This window comes from Rhodococcus sp. 852002-51564_SCH6189132-a (genome assembly GCF_001665495.1).
In the GTDB taxonomy this organism is placed as follows: domain Bacteria; phylum Actinomycetota; class Actinomycetes; order Mycobacteriales; family Mycobacteriaceae; genus Rhodococcus; species Rhodococcus pyridinivorans.
The window spans coordinates 86,709-102,700 of record NZ_LZMJ01000038.1 but is presented as its reverse complement, the minus strand read 5'-3'; the positions used below and the strand labels follow the sequence as shown (position 1 = coordinate 102,700).

Sequence of the window (15,992 nt, the reverse complement as noted above, 5' to 3'; positions counted from 1 at the left end):
AACTTGCAAGGTTTGTTCGCATGAATGTCCCTGGTGATCGGCCCGGGTCCGAGGAGATCGACGAGGTCTCGGGCGCCCGTGCTTCTGAAGTAGCCGCGTCCGCGGCGCATCCGCCGCAGACCGACAAAGTGGTCTTCGGAGTCGCTGCCGCGCTGGTGGCGGCGATCGTGGTGTGGGGCCTGGCCGCCACCGACAATTTCGGGACCGTTACCGGGAACATCCTCGACTGGATCGTCGTCGAGTTCGGTTGGTTGTTCGTGCTCACGGCGAGCGGATTCGTGTTCTTCGCGCTCTGGCTGGCGGTGAGCCGATACGGCCGCATTCCGCTCGGCAAGGACGACGAGAAGCCGGAGTTCCGCACCGTCAGCTGGATCTCGATGATGTTCGCCGCCGGCATGGGCATCGGCTTGATGTTCTTCGGTGTCGCCGAACCGCTCTCGCACTTCGTCGAGCCGCCACCGGGCAGCACCGGCGGCACCGGCGTCGCGATGGCGACCTCGATGTTCCACTGGAGCCTGCATCCCTGGGCGATCTACGCCGTGGTGGGTCTGGCCATCGCCTACGGCACCTTCCGCAGGGGTCGCAAGCAGCTCATCAGCTCGGCGTTCATCCCGCTGCTGGGACGCCGGGCCGAAGGTCCGCTCGGCAAGGTCATCGACATCCTCGCCCTGTTCGCGACCCTGTTCGGCACCGCGGCGTCGCTCGGCCTGGGCGCGCTGCAGATCGGCTCGGGCTTCGAGGTCACCGGCTGGCTCGAGACGGCCGGAGTGATGCTGCTCGTCGCGATCGTCGCACTGCTCACGCTCGCGTTCATCGCCTCCGCGGTCACGGGTGTCGCCAAGGGCATCCAATATCTGTCGAACATCAACATGGTGCTCGCCGCGATCCTGGCGATCTTCGTGTTCGTGCTCGGACCCACCGTCTTCATCCTCAACCTCGTGCCCACCACCCTCGGTGCCTACGCCGCGGAGTTCGCCCGCATGTCGGCGCGCACGGCCGCCTCCAACGAGGCCGCAGGTGAGTGGCTGTCGAGCTGGACGATCTTCTACTGGGCGTGGTGGGTCTCGTGGGCGCCCTTCGTCGGCATGTTCCTCGCCCGCATCAGCCGCGGCCGCACCATCCGCGAGTTCATCGTCGGTGTCATCCTCGTCCCGAGCCTCGTCAGCCTCATCTGGTTCTCGGTGTTCGGCGGCGCCGGTATCGGACAGCAGCTGGACGGCCTGGACATCGCGGGTGCCGACAGCGTCGAAGGACAGCTGTTCGGGGTGCTCGGCAACCTCCCGCTCACCGGCATCGCCACGGTCGTCGCGATGCTCCTCATCGCCATCTTCTTCATCTCCGGAGCGGACTCCGCGTCGATGGTGATGGGCAGCCTCAGTCAACGCGGCACCCTCGCGCCGAATCGCGGCGTCGTGGTCTTCTGGGGCGGACTCACCGGCGGTGTCGCGGCCCTGCTGCTGTGGAGCGGCGGCGAGGAAGCCCTCAACGCCCTGCAGACGATGACGATCATCGCGGCAGCTCCCTTCCTCCTCGTGATGATCGGTCTGTGCGTGTCGCTGTACCGGGATCTGCAGCGCGACCCCCTGATCACGGGCGGGCGCAGGAAACGGACACTGCGCAAGGTCGAATGACCGAGCGGTCCCACATCGAGGACGTCGAGTTCCTGCTCGACGTCCTCGATGCGCGTCCGGGCACGTCCGTCCTCGCGATCGACGCCGGGCCCGCCTCCGCCGTGGTCGCCGAGAACGTCGGTCCCCACGGCCGCGTGCGCGTGGCACCCTCGGTGACCCGCGCCCACGAGTTCGCGCAGCGGGAGAAGTTCGACCGCATCTATGCACTCGACATCCCCGACCTCCGCGAGGACACCGCCGCCGCGGCCGCCCTCGCGCCGCTGCTGACCGACGACGGACAACTGTGGGTGATCGACGGGGCAGGACCGGGGGAGGACACCGGAACCGTCTCGATGACCGTGAGCACCGTTCTCGCACGGGCAGGATTCGCGATCGTCGACATCCTCGAACGCGGATCGCGAGTCGCGGTGTGGGCGGCGGCCGGACGACGGCATCACGGGGTGACACACGACGCCGCGTGCCTGCGGTGAGTTGTCGCCCACCCCGAGTACGGTGTCGCCTGCCCGGCAGTTGCTCTTCGAGAGGAGTGCGCGTGACCGACACCGACCGATTCGACGAGGCCCTCGACCGCGATTGGTCCCGTTACGCCTCGCAACTGGCCCGGCGCATCTCCGAACTCGCCGGACCCGACGCCTTCGAACTGCACGCCGAGACCGCCTCGGGGCCCGCGGCCTGCGTGCGGGTGCTCGCGAGCGCCGGGGGACACGCCACGATCGAGGTCACCGGATCCGAGCCGGTCACCAGGCCCGTGTCCGAGGCCCACACGCTCGCCCGGCACATCGTGTCGGTGCTGCGCGGTCGCGGGAAGGTGCCGCATCCGGCCTTCTTGCAGGCACACCCGCCCTCAGCCCTCGGCGACCTCCGCGAACGCGTGAGCGATGCGCTCGCGCACGCCCTCGGCCGCCCTGTGCCGGTCGACGCCGACGGCGACTTCGTCGTCGTCCTCGACTCCCATGTGGTCTTCGTCGTGATCGACGATGACGGCAGCATCCGGCTGTGGGCACCGCTGCTGCACGCCATCCCCGAGGACGAGACCCCGGGAGCCGCGCCCACCGGCGGTCGCACCCACGCGCTCGCCGAGCTCACCGAACTGAACCGGACGTGGCCGCACATCAAGGTGGTGCTCGTCGAGGACCGGCTTGTCGCCACCGTCGACCTGCTCGGCGATCCGTTCGTGCCCCGCCACCTGTCCGAGCTGCTCCAACGACTCAAGGTCTTCCTCACGGTCGTCGACGAGCGATTCGCGCGCCGCTTCGACGGCATCCGCTACGGCTCCGACAGGGACCGCGACGTCGAGCTGGCCGAGGGCAGCGTGCTCGACGAACCCAACTGAGCTCTCCTCGGGACGAGCGACTGCGCTCCGCTCAGCGCCAGCTGGGGAGCCACAGCTGGTCGTTCCAGTGCTCCGGGGTGATCGGCAGCGCCGTGAGAATCGGCCACAACCACACGAAGTTCGCGATGACGAGCCCGACGTACAGGCACACCACGAGCAGCCCGGTCGTCCGTCGTTCCGTCGAGGCATGCGGCGACCCGAGGATGTCGCCGAGCACCAGCGCGACCCCCATCACCAGGAACGGCGCCATCGGCACCGCGTAGAAGTAGTACATCTGCCGGTCGAGGCTCGCGAACCACGGGAGGATCCCCGCGCCGTATCCGGTGAGCACCGCGGCCCACCGCCAGTCGCGGCGGACGAGCAGCTGCCACAGCCCCCATCCGAGCATCGGCAACGACACCCACCACAGCGCCGGCGTTCCGACCAGCATCACGGCCTTGACGCACTGCTCCGCGTCGCACCCGCTGATCCGTTCGCCGTCGGCGAAGTAGTACAGCATCGGGCGCAGACCCATCGGCCACGTCCACGGCTTCGATTCCCAGGGGTGCTGGTTGCCGGCCGAGTTCGTCAGGCCGGAGTGGAACTCGAGGACGCTCGCGCTGTAATACCAGAGCGATCGCAGCGCGTCGGGCACGAAGGAGAACATCCCGTCGTGGCCGATCCGCGAGCCGACCGCGTGACGGTAGACGCCGGTCTCGCTCGCGAACCATGACCAGTAGGTCGACAGATACACCCCGAGCGGGACGAGCACGAGGGCGTACAGCGCCGGGCCGATATCGCGCAGGGCCGTCCCGACCCACGGTCGCTGCACCCGGTACGCGCGTCGCGTCGCGAGGTCGAAGGCCACGGACATCAGCCCGAAGAACGCGATGAAGTACAGGCCCGACCACTTGGTGCCCACCGCCAGACCCAGCAGGATGCCTGCGCCGAAGCGCCACCAGCGCACACCGAAACGCGGACCCCACACACTGTCGAGGACACGGCCCTCGGCGTGCACCTTCGCCATGCGGGCACGTACGTCGTCGCGGTCGACGATCAGGCACCCGAAGGCGGCGACGACGAAGACCGCCTGGAAGATGTCGAGCATGCCGAGGCGGGACGACACGAAGGTCACCCCGTCGACGACGAGCAGCAGACCGGCGACCGCGCCGAGCATCGTCGACCGGGTCAGCCGCCGCACGATCCGCACGACCAGCAGGACGAGCACGACACCGGCCGCGGCGGCCGAGAAACGCCAGCCCCACGCGGTGTATCCGAACAGTGCCTCGCCGATCGCGATCATCTGTTTGCCGACGGGCGGATGCACGACGAGCCCGTAGCCGGGATTGTCCTCGATCCAGCCGCCGGTGAGCACCTGCCAGCCCTGCGGTGCGTAGTGCTTCTCGTCGAACACCGGCGTCTTCGCATCGGTGGGGTAGTTGAGCATCGTGAACCGCGTGATCGCGGCGAGCGCCGTGACGAAGGCGGTGACGATCCAGCCGCGCGCCCGATCTCCCGGAAGGGGCTCGGGTCCGGGCACCAACGGGCCGGGACCGATGAGGCGACGATCCTGCGCTGCCGACGGACCACGGCCGGGGGCCTGTGAAGGGCTGCGGTCCGTCACGGTCACGTTCCGATCGTAGGCTGAGCCGTATGCAGGCAGCCAAACCGGTCCACGGCGCGAATCCGGGAGAGGGCCGGCTCGTGCTGGCCGCCACTCCGATGGGAGATATCGGTGACGCCTCGGCGCGTCTCCGCGACGCTCTCGGCACCGCCGACGTCATCGCCGCCGAGGACACCCGGCGCACCAAGGCACTCGCCGCGGCGCTCGGCGTCACCATCACCGGGCGGGTCGTGAGCTTCTACGATCAGGTCGAGGTGTCGCGACTGCCGGGCCTGGTCACCGACATCGAGGAGGGCCGCACCGTCCTGCTCGTCACCGACGCGGGCATGCCGTCGGTGAGCGATCCCGGCTATCGGCTCGTCGCGGCGTGCGTCGAGGCCGGTCTGCCGGTGACCTGCCTGCCCGGTCCGTCCGCCGTGACCACCGCCCTCGCCCTGTCGGGCCTGCCGGTCGAGCGGTTCTGCTTCGACGGGTTCCCACCCCGCAAGCCGGGCCAGCGACGCGCGTATTTCGGCACGCTCGTCCAGGAGCCTCGCGCCGTGGTGTTCTTCGAGGCACCGCACCGGCTCGCGGCCTGTCTGGCCGACGCCGTCGACGTGCTCGGCGGTGACCGTCGCGCCGCCGTCTGCCGCGAACTCACCAAGACCTACGAGGAAGTGCGCCGCGGCACGCTCGCCGAACTCGCCGAGTGGGCCGTCGAGGGCGCGCGCGGTGAGATCACCGTGGTGCTCGAAGGGGCGGTTGCCGTGGCCACCGACCCCGTCGACCTCGTCGACGAGGTGGAACGGAAGGTCGAGGACGGGATGCGGCTGAAGGACGCCTGCGCCGTCGTCGCCGAAGCGGCGTCGACGTCGTCCGGTGCGACGGTCTCGAAGCGCGAACTGTACGACGCGGTGCTGGAAGCGCGTCGCGACTGACGCGGCCTGCCGCCCACCGATCGAGAAGAACGCATATCGGACGCGCCGCGGGGTCCGGGGACATTGCGTGCCACGGAAGCCTAGACTCTGCCGGGTCCCGAGCGCAGACGTCACCGGCACCGGCCGGTCGGACGCTGTCGGGGGCTTCGGACGATCAGGAGGACGCGGATGGATTCGGTGAACGATTTCCTCGTCGAGGTGGGCGGGGTGGTGTGGGGGCCGTACCTGCTCATCCCGCTGCTGTTGGGCACGGGCCTCGTGCTCACGATTCGGCTGAAGGGCATCCAGTTCCGCAAGCTGTGGCCCGCACTGCGGCTGGGTCTGATCACCCGCCACGATCCCGGAGCCACCGAAGGTGACATCTCCCAGTACCAGGCACTGACCACCGCGCTCGCCGCGACGGTGGGCGTGGGCAACATCGCCGGTGTCGGCACCGCGATCTACTTCGGTGGGCCCGGCGCACTGTTCTGGATGTGGGTCACCGGCCTGGTCGGCATGGCCAGCAAGTACTCCGAGGCCTTCCTCGGCGTGAAGTACCGCACGACCGACGCCAAGGGTGAGCAGAGCGGTGGTCCGCAGTACTACCTCGCCCGCGCCATCCCCAACAAGGCCGGTCTCGTCCTGAGCCTGCTGTTCGCGGTGTTCGCGGTGCTCGCCAGCTTCGGTATCGGCAACATGACCCAGGCCAACACCGTCGCCACCCAGCTCGACGACACCTTCGGTGTGCCGACCTGGATCAGCGGTGTGCTCATGACGGTGCTCGCTGCCGCAGTCCTGCTCGGCGGCATCAAGTCCATCGGCAGGGTCACCGCCGCCTTCGTGCCCGCGATGATCCTCCTGTACGTCGGCGCCGGCATCATCGTCCTCGCGGTCAACTTCACCCAGATCCCCGACGCCTTCGCGCTCATCTTCACCGACGCCTTCACCGGCACCGCGGCCACCGGCGGCTTCATCGGATCGGTCTTCATGATCGCGCTGCGCTACGGCGTCGCCCGCGGCATCTTCTCGAACGAGTCGGGCATGGGCAGCGCGGCGATCGCCGCCGCGGCCGCCCAGACCACCCACCCGGTCCGTCAGGGCCTGGTGTCGATGACCCAGACGTTCATCGACACGATCATCGTCGTCACCTTCACCGGCCTGGTCATCGTCACCACCGGAGCCTGGGAGTCCGGCGAGCAGGGCGCTGCCATGACGTCGGCCGGCTTCGCCGACGGCCTCGGCGGGGACTGGGGTCACTGGATCGTCGCCATCTCGGTCGTCTTCTTCGCCTTCTCGACGATCCTCGGCTGGTCGTACTACGGCGAGCGGTGCGTCGAGCGTCTCGTCGGTCGCCGCGGCGTGGTGCCCTACCGCGCGGTCTTCGTGATCGTGGTGTTCATCGGTGCCACCACCCAGCTCGAGGTGGTCTGGAACTTCTCCGACGTGATGAACGGCCTCATGGCCCTGCCGAACCTGATCGGTCTGCTGGTGCTGTCGGGTCTGATCGCGCGGGAGACGAAGGCCTATCTCGATCGCGATCCGTACCTGTTGGGCAACCCCGTCGCGACGGACGATCCCGACATCGTCAAGTAACCGGAAAAACGGGAAAGGGCCCCGCGATGCGGGGCCCTGAACGTATGTGGAGCATGCCTCCACGCCGACCCGGAACTACCCCTCGTCAGTCCCTATCGGCGTGGAGGCCCCCGCCCCACGCTGCAAGGTCGAACCTTGCGTGGTCACCACTCTTCCGTGTCATTGACGGGGACTGAAAATACCGACCGGCGCGGAACCGGTATCATCCCTGCTCAGACGTGGTGAGGAATTTTTCCGCAGCGGATGTTTGCACGCGGGGAACGGGAGTACGAAGGGCGCGGAACGGATGTCAGACACCGGCGGAAAGCCTGGTTCGGCGCAACGTCAGTTCTTCGCCGACCAGCTGCGGATGCTGTTCGCCGCAGCCGGTCGTCCCGCCCTCAAGAAGGTCGTCTCGGAGGCCGCGACCGTCGCCCGGGCGGTGGGCAGCGACCGGACCGTCTCCGTCCAGCGGGTCAGCGACTGGCGCAGCGGCAACCGGATGCCGGCCAACTTCGAGTCGGTGCATCCGGTACTCGTGGTCCTCATCCGCGCGGCGCGGGAACTCAACGCCGAACCTCCGGCCCCCGGTCTGTACTCCCTGAAGCAGTGGGAGAGCTGGTGGAAGGCCGCGCGCGGGCAGGCGAACGCTCCGCGCACCAAGGAATCGGCATCGGCATCGGTGCCGCCCGGGGTCCGCCCGTACAAGGGACTCGCGTCCTACCGACAGAACGACGCCCGGCTGTTCTTCGGGCGCACCCAGAGCGTGCGCAGCCTCGCCGACGTGGTGACGGCGTCCCACGGGCAGGGCCCGGTCGTGGTGACCGGTGCCTCCGGCGTCGGCAAGTCCTCGCTCGTGCAGGCCGGTCTCATTCCGCAACTGTGTTCCGCGCCCGACTGCCACCCGGTGGTCCTCACTCCCGGCACCGACCCGGTCGCACGACTGGTCGACGCGCTCCCCGAACTGGCCGACGTCGGCGACCCGGCCGACCACACCGCCGTCCACACGGCCCTGCGTGCCGCGACCTCGCGCTCGTCGTCGTCGTTGCTGCTGATCGTCGTCGACCAGATCGAGGAACTGTTCACCCAGTGCAGCGACGTCGCTCTGCGCACCGCATTCCTCACTCTGCTCGAGACGGCGTCGACCTGTTCCGACGGCGACGCGCCTGCCCTCGTCGTCGCGACGATGCGGTCGGACTTCTACGACCAGGCAGTGGCCACCCCGGTGCTCGCCCGGGCTCTCGAGCGGCGGACCAAGACCGTCCAGCCCCTCGACCGCGACGACCTCGTCGAGGTCATCACCGCTCCCGCCAAGCTCGTGGGGGTCCGCCTCGAACCCGGCCTCGTCGACCTCATCCTCCACGACCTCACGGGCCTGGCCGACGGTGAGATCAGCGGCACCGAGCTTCCCCTGCTCTCCCACCTGCTCGACTCGCTGTGGGACAAGCGCAGCGGGGGCACGCTCACCGTCGCCGCCTACCGCGCGACCGGCGGGGTCCGCGGATCCGTCGCCGCCGGCGCCGAACGGGCATGGGAGAGTCTCGCCGACGACGTCGACCGGGCCCGTGCCCGCTCGATGCTCGTCCACCTGGTGTACGTCACCGCGACCGGCACGGACGTCAAGATCGCCCGGTCGCTGAACGAACTGCTCGCGGTGGGCGGCGAGGATCGCGACGCGTCGAAGCGCGTCCTCGACCATTTCGTGTCGGCACGTGTGCTCGTCGTCGACGCCGACTACGTCGAACTCATCCACGACGCGGTGATCGACGCGTGGCCCCGGCTCAAGTCCTGGATCCAGCAGGACCGCGCCGGCGCCGCCTTGCGACAGCAGATCGAGGCCGACGCATCGACCTGGCTCGCCTCCGGACGCAACCGGGAACTGCTCTACCAGCGCGGACGCATGGATGTCGTGACCGAGCAGAACCCGCACCTCGCCACGGCGGGAACCCCCGAGGATCGGCGCGGACCGGTCGCGCTCAGCCCTACCGCAGTGGCCTTCCTCGACGCCTCCCGCCGGCAGATCGCCCGCGAGACACGGACCCGGCGCGTCGGCATCGCCGCGATGGCGCTGTCCACGATCATCGCGTTCGTCATGACCGGTCTGGCCTGGGACGCGAAGGGACGGGCCGAGACGGCACGGAGCACCGCACAGTTCCAGCAGATCGTCGCGCTGTCCGACTCCCTGCGCGACGAGGACCCCACCACCTCGGCGAATCTGGCGCTCGTCGCGGCCGAACTCCAGCCCGACAACCCGGTCGCGTACTCGAGGCTCATCGCCAGCCAGGCCGTCCCCCTCGCCTACACGCTGAGCGGACACACCGGTCCGGTCTACGGCGTCGTCGTCTCACCCGACGGGTCCACCCTCGCGTCGGCCAGCGACGACGGCACCGTCCGCCTGTGGGCACTCGACGGCGACGAACCGGTCGCGGTGGGCGATCCGTTGCAGTTGTCGTCGAAGTACATGGCGTCCGTCTCGTTCAGCCCCGACGGCCGTTTCCTCGCGATCGGTGCAGGTGACGGCGGTGTGTGGATCTACGACGCGTCCGATCGGGCCGCGCCGCGCGTGGTGCTCGACCGGCAGGTCTACGCCGGCGGCGCCGTGCACAACGTGCGGTACTCACCCAACGGGCGGGTGCTCGCCGTGCCCTACGACGACGGGCACGTCGCACTCGTCGACACCTCGGATCCCGGATCGGGCCGGTTCCCCGTCACCTTGGTCGATGAGCACGACGGTGGTGTGCGGACGGTGGCCTTCCGTCCCGGTGGGCAGGTCCTCGCCACGTCGAGCGACGACCGCACCGTCCGGCTATGGGACGTGAGCACGCCCTCGCGGCCGGTGCCGCTCGGTGAGCCGCTCACCGGTTTCGGCGACGTGGCCCATTCGGTGAGCTTCAACGGCGACGGCACGATCCTCGCGGCGAGCAGCGACGACGGTGTGCTGCACCTGTTCGACACCACCGATCCGCGCGCGGCCCGCCCGCTGGGGGTGCCGACGAACGCCCACACCGGCGGTGTCTGGAACATCGCGTTCCTCCCCGACGGACGCACACTGGCGAGCGCGTCCTGGGACGGCACCGCGAAACTGTGGGACGTCGACCCGTCGACACGAACCCTCGACGAGATCGGCCCGCCGCTGACCGGGCACGGAGGCGGTGTCCCGACGCTCGCGGTGAGCCCGACCGGGACCACCGTCGTCACCGGCGGACAGGATTCCAACGTCCGGGTGTGGACGATGCCGCAGACCCGGATGGCGGTCGCCGACGGAGCGCTGACCAGGCCGGCGATCGATCGTGCCGGAGCCCTCGTCGCGACCGGCAGCTACGGACCGGATGTCACGCTCTGGCGGGTCGGTCAGGGCGGCGACTGGAACCGCGCCGGTGGGATCGCGTTGCCGCGCCCGCTCGGCGGTGCGTACGTGTGCGCGCTCTCGCCCTCGGGCACGATCCTGGCCACGGCACCGACCTCCGGCGGCAGCGTGCAATTGTGGGACGTGCGCGATCCGGCAACACCGAAGCCGTTCGGCGATCCGGTGCCGCTCGACACGAGGTTCACCTCCGCCCTGGCGTTCGGACCCGACGGCACGACCCTCGTGACCGGCGCCGACGACTCCACGGTGCAGTTGTGGGACATCGCGGATCCCGCCGAACCGGTGCCGTGGGGCCAGCCGCTGACGGGACCGAAGAATCTCGTGCGCAGTGCTGCCATCAGCCCCGACGGCCGAAGTCTCGTGGTCACGAGCGCCGACAGCGAGATCTACGCCTGGAACGTGACCGATCCGCGCTCCCCGACACGGGTGAACGTCTCGGACGGGCACGCAACCGGCGTGAACACCGTGGCCTTCGACGGGTCGAGCGACGTGCTGGTGACCGGCGGGGACGACCACGACGTGGTGGTCTGGGACCGCACCGAGTCCGGTGACTTCGTCGCCCGCGAGACCCGGTTGAGCGGCCACACCGGCACGGTCTACTCCGTCTCCATCACCCCCGACGGCACCCGCGCGGTCAGCGGCAGCGACGACGGGACTGTCCGTCTGTGGGACGTCGCCGACCCGGGCGGCATGCACGAGATCGGTGGCCCGGTCACCGACATGGGAACGGGACGATGGCAGGTGACCTTCGCGCCCGACAGCACCATCGTCGCCGCCGGTGGCGACGGTCTGCTCCGCACATGGGGGCTCGACGCCGATGCCGTCGTAGCCCGCATCTGCCGTTCCACCTCGGTGCGACTCGAGGAGGTCCTCGACCGTTACGAGTTGCCGTCGCCTCCCGACGAGGTGTGCTGAACGGCTGCCCGCGCGTCGCCGAGCGCGAGGATGCTGGCGGCCTTGTCGAGGCATTCCTGCCATTCCGCGTCGGGATCGGAGTCGATGGTGATGCCGCCTCCCACACCGAGCGCGCACACGCCGTTGCCGCTGTCGTCGTGCCCGAACTCGACGGTGCGGATCGCGACGTTCAGTTCGGTGCCGGCGATCGGACTCGACATGCCGACGGTGCCGCAGTAGACACCTCGCGCGGAACCCTCCCACCTGGTGAGCAGCGTCCGGGCGCGGAGTTTCGGGCAGCCCGTCACCGATGCGGGCGGGAACGCCGCGTCGAGCACATCGGCGACCGTCACACCCGGTCGCCGCTCCGCCGCGACGGTGGACACCAGATGCCACACGCCGGGTGCGGGACGCACGGTCAGAAGATCCTCGACCCGCACCGAACCGGTCTCGGCGACGCGGCCGAGATCGTTGCGGACGAGATCGACGATCATCACGTTCTCGGCGACGTCCTTGACCGATGCCCGTAGCCCGGCGGGGTCGGCGGAGAGGGGGAGGGTGCCCTTGATCGGACTCGACCGCAGCGTGTCGCCGTGGAGGGAGACGAACAGTTCGGGCGAGAGCGACGCGACCGCACCCCACGATCCCTGCAGGTAGGCGGCGCGCGGAGGGTCAGTCCGGGAGATCCCGTCGGCGAAGAACGCCAGCGGATCGCCGTCCCATCTGCCCGTGAACCGCGTGCACACGCACGCCTGGTACACCTCGCCGGCGCGGATCGCGTCGAGACAGTGGTCGACGCCGCGGCGGTGCTCGTCGCGAGGCGGTGGTGTCCAGTCGATGTGCCAGTCCGTGGCGTTCGTCGACTCTGTGGCGTTCGTCGGCGGGGCGGCGGTCGACGGTGAATCGAGGACTGCCGCGGCGAGATCGTCGGGGCAGGGTGCGGTACCGAGGGTCTCGTACCACCAGCACCCGTCGGCGTCGAGACGCAGGACAGTGTCGGTCCACCCGCTCGCGGCGAGGGGCAGCGCGGGCCGGTCCGGGATGCGATCCGGGTAGGCGAGATAACCGATGCGCCCGCCTCCGATGAGCGGCCGGTCGTCACTGCGCTGGAAGCGCCGATCGGCACCGCCGGGCCCGGGAGCGTCCGCGGGGAGGGAGAAGACCTCTGCCGGTGGGACGGATTCGACGGACACGGACGGGACGAGCACGGCCGCCGCCCCGAACCATTCACCCGACAGTGCCGCCGGGGCGGGGATCGCGAGGATCCTGGCGCGTTCTGCGAGTGCACCGAGCACGCGATCGACGGTGCCGCCGCGGCCGAGTCGTTCCATCCGCATGACGTCAGCTTGTCATGTCTGGTCGGAAGCATCGGGACGAGCCCGGAGATGCGTGAGCTTGTCGGGATTGCGGACCACGTAGACGCCGGTGATCAGGTGGTCGTCGATCTCGAGGTGCAGCACCATGTCGAGGACACCTGCCGAGTAGACGAGGAAACCGGGCATCGAGTTCACCACGGCCGGCTCGATGGTCATGTCGGGCAGCGGATGCCGGACCAGTCCGAGGAACAGGCCGGCGACCTTCGCGGAGCCGAAGACCGGAACTCGGGCCGCAGTGACCTTGCCGCCACCGTCGGCGAGGTACCGCACGTCGGGAGCCAGCAGCGACAGCAGTCCGTCGAGGTCGCCGGTGGTGGCCGCGGTGAGGAACGCCGCGACCACCCGGTCGGTCTCGTCGCCCGCGGGAGTGAAGCGTCGCTGCCGGGCATGGACGTGCTCGCGGGCGCGGTGCGCGATCTGCCGGACGGCACTCTCGGTACGGTCGACCGTCTCGGCGATGCGCCCGTACTCGAAACCGAACACCTCGCGCATCACGAAAACCGCGCGTTCGACGGGCGTCAATGTCTCGAGCACCAACAGCATCGCGGTCGACACCGACTCGGCGAGTTCGACCTCGGCGGCTGCGTCGGGGGCGGTGAGCATCGGCTCGGGCAACCACGGCCCGACGTAGTCCTCCCGGCGGCGTTGCGTCGAGCGCAGCGAGTTCAGCGCCTGACGCGTCACGATCTGCGCCGCGTAGGCCCGCGGATTGTCGACGCTGCCGGTGTCGGTGCGGGCCCAGCGGATGTAACTCTCCTGCAGGACGTCCTCGCTGTCGGCGACACTGCCGGTGATCTCGTAGGCGATCGAGAACAGCAGTCCCCGATGCTCGGTGAAGACGTCGTCGCCGGTCATACGTGAGCCTTCTCGCGTGCGGCGGTGTCCGGTCCGCGTCGGGACGGCAGGGCACGTCCGCGCGCCTGGAGTTGCATGGTGTGGATGGTCCCACGAACGACGGCTTCCTTCACCGGTGCTGCGAGCCGACCGCGCAGGGCCCACCTCGACGGGGTGTCGTCGCGTGCCGACAACTGCACGACGCCGCGATCGCGGCCGAGAGAGATGCAGGTCGTGACGAAACCGAGCGAGAGCGGTGCCGGCTCGCGTCCCTGCAACAACTGCCACACCGTGTCGGCGCCGTGGATGCCGAGCGGCATCGCCGCCTGGCAGCTCATGCGCAGGTGGTCGTTGCCGTCCACCACCACTGCGTCGCCCACGCCGACGATCGGCGAGCCGTCGACCGCCTGCAGGGTGTCGCGCACCCGGAGACGACCGTCGTCGTCGACCGGCAGGCCGCTGCGACGCGCCAGGTCGGGCACGGAAAAACCGGCCGTGCGGACCACGAGGGTCGCGGGGATCTCGGAGCCGTCGTCGAGGACGACCGAGCCGTCGTCGATGCGGGCGACCCGCGTTCCCGACCGGACCTGAACGCCCAGTTCGTCGAGCCGGTGGCGGATGTAACGCTGCGTGTTCACAGGAAGGGCCGCTCCCGGATCGCCGACGAGGACGAGGGTGTGCCGCGGATGCGACTGTGCGAGTTCGGTGACGGTCTCGAGACCGGTGAGCCCGCCACCGATCACGACGACGGAGGCGTGATCGTCCGCCTCGAGGAGCGCGTCGCGCAAGGCAGTGGCGGAGTCGAGGTCGGCGACGGAGAACGCCTTCTCCGCACCGGGGATCGCGCCGGAGCCCGTGGTGCTGCCGACGGCGTAGACCACCGCGTCGCATGGCAGGACCGTGCCGTCGGCGAGGGACACCGCGTAGGGCTCGATCCGTACGGCCGTGCCGACGTGCAGCGTCACCCGCGGGTGCAGGAGATCGGACAGTTCGTGTGTGGCGGTTCCGGATCCGGCCGCCACCTGGTGGAGCCGGACGCGTTCGACGAAGACCGGTCGCGGGTTCACGACGGTGACCGCCACCTCGGGGTGTTCGGCGAGCAAGCGGTTCGCAGCCATCACTCCGGCGTAGCCCGCCCCTACGACCACCACATGGAATTGCGTCGTCATCGCTCTGTTCCCTTCGCTTGTCGGAAGTGGTGTCACCGATAGGACACCGCTCGTGGCAGGGATGTGACACGGCGCCACCGCGAATTCCTGTGACGCCCGTCTCCTGCTGTCGACCTCGTCGGTGATCGATCCGGTCAGCGACCGACCGTGCGGAATTCCGTTGTCAGCGAGGCGGTCTCGGCCGCATCCCGACCGGCGTGGAAGCCGTCGGCGTCGACCCCGCGGCTACGCGAGTCGCGGGTGACGGGGAACAACCGCCGGAACTCGGTGTCGACGGCGTCGGAGCGTCTGGCGAGGATGGGTGCGAGTTTCGTGATGGGCATCTGCGCGTCGGCGGCGGCGTGGGCGGTGGCCCGGACGTCCGCCTCGCGGAGACGTTCGCCGATCCGGTGCGCGTAGCCGGTGAGGAAGGCGCGGCGGAAGTAGGTCGCGGACGATCCGCGCCGCCCCGCCGTTCCGGCCGCCTGCACGGCCCGTCCGGCCTGCACGAGCAGCGAGGTGTACAGCATCTCGGCCTGCTGCAGGTCGGTGGCGGTACCGACGATCGTCGCGATCTGCACCCGGGTGAACCACACCGTGCGCACGCGGTTCGCGTCGCCGATGGCGGTGAGGAGCAGGACCTTCTCGCGGATGTACGGGCTGTCGAGGTGGATGCGCCGGCCGACGACAGGGTCGGTGCCGGAGTCGGGTCCGGCCAGCAGCGCCGCACCCACGGCGTGACGCGAGACGAGTTCCTGCGCCTTCGCGGTGAGCGCTTCGGCCTCGTCGGGGAAGTCGGTGGACTCGGCCTTCGACAGCAGTGCCCGGATGCGTTCGAGGATCCGGGTGTCGGGCGGGGCGGGCGCAGACGGGTCGCCGGACCGGACGGACGGCCATCGCGACGGCGGGGGTGTGAGGATCGCGAAGGACGGCAGGTACTTCCAGGTGAAGGCGAGCCCTTCGATCTCGAAGCGGGTGACGTCGGGGAACGCGCGGAACAGACCGTCGGCCAGGGTCGGGGCTCCGGCGGCGTGGGCCGGACGCGGGTGCCGGCGGGTGATCTCGTCGAGCTGCCGTACCCACTCGACGGGGGCGCGTTCGGCCGCGCGCCGGATCTGCGCGTCGAACAGCATCGTGGCCGCCGTCAGTGCGACATCGGAGGGACCACCCGAGCGGGCCGTCACGTGGAGCACGTCGGCGGGCTGCCATCCCCGCTCGTAGGCACCGCCCAGCTCGGCGAGCAGGGAGTGCTCGTTCAGGCCATCGGATCGAACATGTGTTCTATCGCTGCGCATGCGCCGCAGTGTGGCGCACGGCACCGACAGGTTTGCGCGGCGA

General features: G+C 69.7%; 11 protein-coding genes. 6 read left to right on the top strand and 5 right to left on the bottom strand.

Features of this window, described 5'->3' with window-relative positions:
- The first annotated feature begins 20 nt into the window (after positions 1-20).
- The 3 genes from A5767_RS09525 (at position 21) to A5767_RS09515 (ending at position 2,964) form a co-directional block, all read left to right on the top strand.
- Positions 21-1,631, top strand: a complete 1,611-nt coding sequence (locus A5767_RS09525; protein WP_006553803.1) for a BCCT family transporter — start codon at positions 21-23, stop codon at positions 1,629-1,631.
- On the top strand, positions 1,628-2,101 hold the full coding sequence (locus A5767_RS09520; RefSeq protein ID WP_064852168.1) for a hypothetical protein: 474 nt from the start codon (positions 1,628-1,630) through the stop codon (positions 2,099-2,101). Before A5767_RS09525 ends, A5767_RS09520 begins: the two co-directional genes overlap by 4 nt.
- A gap of 62 nt (positions 2,102-2,163) precedes the next feature.
- Positions 2,164-2,964: a T3SS (YopN, CesT) and YbjN peptide-binding chaperone 1 gene (locus tag A5767_RS09515; protein WP_064852167.1), complete on the top strand. Its 801-nt coding sequence runs from the start codon at positions 2,164-2,166 to the stop codon at positions 2,962-2,964.
- 31 nt (positions 2,965-2,995) lie between these two features.
- On the opposite strand, the gene A5767_RS09510 is transcribed toward A5767_RS09515, so the two are convergent.
- Complete coding sequence (locus tag A5767_RS09510) at positions 2,996-4,573, bottom strand: dolichyl-phosphate-mannose--protein mannosyltransferase (RefSeq protein ID WP_064852166.1); 1,578 nt, start codon at positions 4,571-4,573, stop codon at positions 2,996-2,998.
- 23 nt (positions 4,574-4,596) lie between these two features.
- Between A5767_RS09510 and rsmI the strand changes: the two genes are divergently transcribed.
- The 3 genes from rsmI (at position 4,597) to A5767_RS09495 (ending at position 11,317) form a co-directional block, all read left to right on the top strand.
- Entirely contained in the window at positions 4,597-5,484 is an 888-nt protein-coding gene (rsmI, locus tag A5767_RS09505; protein WP_051424886.1) for a 16S rRNA (cytidine(1402)-2'-O)-methyltransferase, read from the top strand.
- A gap of 168 nt (positions 5,485-5,652) precedes the next feature.
- A complete protein-coding gene (locus A5767_RS09500) occupies positions 5,653-7,056 on the top strand; it encodes an alanine/glycine:cation symporter family protein (protein ID WP_064852165.1) in 1,404 nt (467 codons plus the stop codon).
- Positions 7,057-7,342: 286 nt separating this feature from the next.
- A complete protein-coding gene (locus tag A5767_RS09495; RefSeq protein ID WP_064852164.1) occupies positions 7,343-11,317 on the top strand; it encodes an nSTAND1 domain-containing NTPase in 3,975 nt (1,324 codons plus the stop codon).
- On the opposite strand, the gene A5767_RS09490 is transcribed toward A5767_RS09495, so the two are convergent.
- The 4 genes from A5767_RS09490 to A5767_RS09475 all read right to left on the bottom strand — a co-directional run bounded on the left by A5767_RS09490 (position 11,281) and on the right by A5767_RS09475 (position 15,949).
- Entirely contained in the window at positions 11,281-12,633 is a 1,353-nt protein-coding gene (locus A5767_RS09490; RefSeq protein WP_064852163.1) for an aminodeoxychorismate synthase component I, read from the bottom strand. The two genes, A5767_RS09495 and A5767_RS09490, sit on opposite strands and share 37 nt — an antisense overlap.
- 12 nt (positions 12,634-12,645) lie before the next feature.
- The gene (locus tag A5767_RS09485) at positions 12,646-13,527 is read right to left on the bottom strand and encodes an RNA polymerase sigma-70 factor (protein WP_064852162.1); all 882 of its coding nucleotides are present in this window, start codon (positions 13,525-13,527) and stop codon (positions 12,646-12,648) included.
- Positions 13,524-14,675: an NAD(P)/FAD-dependent oxidoreductase gene (locus A5767_RS09480; protein ID WP_082937644.1), complete on the bottom strand. Its 1,152-nt coding sequence runs from the start codon at positions 14,673-14,675 to the stop codon at positions 13,524-13,526. Before A5767_RS09480 ends, A5767_RS09485 begins: the two co-directional genes overlap by 4 nt.
- A 134-nt stretch (positions 14,676-14,809) precedes the next feature.
- Positions 14,810-15,949: a DUF2786 domain-containing protein gene (locus A5767_RS09475; protein WP_064852161.1), complete on the bottom strand. Its 1,140-nt coding sequence runs from the start codon at positions 15,947-15,949 to the stop codon at positions 14,810-14,812.
- Positions 15,950-15,992 lie beyond the last annotated feature (43 nt).

Coding starts and splice junctions, on each gene's coding strand:
- A5767_RS09525 (WP_006553803.1), top strand. CDS start 21: ATGAATGTCCCTGGTGATCGGCCCGGGTCCGAGGAGATCGACGAGGTC.
- A5767_RS09490 (WP_064852163.1), bottom strand. CDS start 12,633: ATGCGGATGGAACGACTCGGCCGCGGCGGCACCGTCGATCGCGTGCTC.
- A5767_RS09500 (WP_064852165.1), top strand. CDS start 5,653: ATGGATTCGGTGAACGATTTCCTCGTCGAGGTGGGCGGGGTGGTGTGG.
- A5767_RS09520 (WP_064852168.1), top strand. CDS start 1,628: ATGACCGAGCGGTCCCACATCGAGGACGTCGAGTTCCTGCTCGACGTC.
- A5767_RS09485 (WP_064852162.1), bottom strand. CDS start 13,527: ATGACCGGCGACGACGTCTTCACCGAGCATCGGGGACTGCTGTTCTCG.
- A5767_RS09475 (WP_064852161.1), bottom strand. CDS start 15,949: ATGCGCAGCGATAGAACACATGTTCGATCCGATGGCCTGAACGAGCAC.
- rsmI (WP_051424886.1), top strand. CDS start 4,597: ATGCAGGCAGCCAAACCGGTCCACGGCGCGAATCCGGGAGAGGGCCGG.
- A5767_RS09480 (WP_082937644.1), bottom strand. CDS start 14,675: ATGACGACGCAATTCCATGTGGTGGTCGTAGGGGCGGGCTACGCCGGA.
- A5767_RS09495 (WP_064852164.1), top strand. CDS start 7,343: ATGTCAGACACCGGCGGAAAGCCTGGTTCGGCGCAACGTCAGTTCTTC.